Genomic DNA, 1819 nt, shown 5'->3' with positions numbered 1-1819 from the left:
GGACCGGAGCCGCAGGCGCGGCGCTGGTCGCCGCGGGGTACGTGTCGCGCAGCTTGCGCACGACGGGGGGCTCGATGGTCGAGGAGGGGGACCTGACGAACTCCCCCAGCTCGTTGAGCTTGGTCATGATGGTCTTGCTGTCGACCCCGAGCTCCTTCGCGAGCTCGTAGACGCGGACCTTGGGCACATCTCTCCTGTCTCGGTCCGCCCCGGACAGGTCGGACCGTCGTTAGTGCTGGGCACTCATAGCTGGGCACTCATCGGTGCGCGCTCATCGGGCAGCCATCGGCTTCCTGACCCGCTTTCCTCATCGACGGTGGCTACCCCTCCGGGACCGGCCCGGTGGGGTCCTGCTCCGACCCCTCGAGATGACGGCGGACGACGGTGACGTCCAGCAGACCCGGCACTCGCAGGGCCCGCCCGAACGCGCGCCGACGTTCGGCGAGCTCGAGACAGTGCGGATCGGGGTGCAGCCACGCACCCCTTCCCGGCATCCGGCGGCCGGTGTCCACCACGAGGACCGGCGTTCCGGTCCCGGTGGTGCTCGCGACCACCCTCAGCAGGGCGTACCGGGGGGCTGTCGCACGGCAGCCGACGCACGTCCGGAGCGGGCCAGAGCCCGCACCGGAGGACGAGGGACGCCGGGCGCGCCGCCCAGGCGTGGCAAGTCTACCCCGGACCGCCTGGTCGGCGGCCGGTCGGGACGACACGCCGCCGGGCAGCGCACTCTCCTCAGCGTTCGTCGGCCGCACCCGGCTGTCCTGCTGCGGCGCCCGCGGCGGGTTCCGCGTCGGAGCGGATGTCGATGCGCCAGCCCGTCAGCTTCGCTGCGAGCCGCGCGTTCTGCCCCTCCTTGCCGATCGCGAGCGACAGCTGGTAGTCGGGCACGACGACCCGGGCGGCCCGGGCGACGGGGTCGACGACCGTGACCGAGAGGACCCGGGCCGGCGACAGGGCGTTGGCCACCATCTCCGCCGGGTCGTCCGAGTGGTCGACGATGTCGATCTTCTCGCCGTGCAGCTCCGCCATCACGGCGCGCACGCGACCGCCGAGCGGGCCGATGCACGCTCCCTTGGCGTTGACCCCCGGGACGGTGGCTCGGACCGCCATCTTGGTCCGGTGACCCGCCTCGCGGGCGATCGCCGTGATCTCCACGGTCCCGTCGGCCACCTCGGGCACCTCGAGGGCGAACAGCTTGCGGACCAGCCCCGGGTGCGTCCGGGACAGGGTCACCTGCGGACCACGGTTGCCGCGGGCCACCTCGAGCACGTACCCGCGGATGCGCTCGCCGTGCACGTACTGCTCGGTCGGCACCTGCTCGTGCGCGGGCAGCACCGCCTCGGTGCCGCCGATGTCGACCAGCACCGTGCGGGGGTCCCGGCCCTGCTGGATCACGCCGCCGAGCACCTCCCCCTCCTTGCCGCGGAAGGTGCCGAGCACCGCGTCGTCCTCGGCGTCGCGCAGGCGCTGCACGATCACCTGCCTCGCCGTCGACGTCGCGATCCGCCCGAAGCCGGCCGGGGTGTGGTCGAACTCGGGTCCGAGCTCCACCGGAGCCGGGACGGCCTCCTCCTCGGCGTCGACCGGCGGGACCTCGGGTGCCGGCAGCGGCTCGCGCGCCCACACCGTCACGTGGCCGGTCTGGCGGTCGAGCTCCACCCGGGCCCGTGGGTATGCGCCCGGCGTCCGGTGGTACGCGGAGAGCAGCGCCTGCTCGATCGCCTCGACCAGCACGTCCAGGCTGATGTCCCTCTCGCGCTCGATCAGTCGCAGCGCCTGCATGTCGATGTCCACGTCACGCCTCCCCTCGCTCGTCGTC

Annotated in this window: 3 protein-coding genes; all 3 read right to left on the bottom strand. The window is 73.2% G+C overall.

Annotated features, from left to right (window positions below; genetic code table 11):
* Positions 1-187, bottom strand: a 187-nt coding sequence (locus tag VF825_RS15415; protein ID WP_331114883.1) for a translation initiation factor IF-2 N-terminal domain-containing protein, incomplete at its 3' end; no start/stop codon positions are given.
* A gap of 133 nt (positions 188-320) precedes the next feature.
* A complete protein-coding gene (locus tag VF825_RS15410; RefSeq protein ID WP_331114881.1) occupies positions 321-710 on the bottom strand; it encodes a YlxR family protein in 390 nt (129 codons plus the stop codon).
* Between the two features lie 22 nt (positions 711-732).
* Positions 733-1794: a transcription termination factor NusA gene (gene nusA, locus VF825_RS15405; protein WP_331114885.1), complete on the bottom strand. Its 1062-nt coding sequence runs from the start codon at positions 1792-1794 to the stop codon at positions 733-735.
* Positions 1795-1819: the final 25 nt, after the last annotated feature.

The organism is Oryzihumus sp. (genome assembly GCF_036391795.1).
Taxonomy (GTDB): Bacteria; Actinomycetota; Actinomycetes; order Actinomycetales; family Dermatophilaceae; genus Oryzihumus.
Note: the sequence above shows the minus strand (reverse complement) of the source record. Positions and strands in the feature narration are given on the sequence as shown.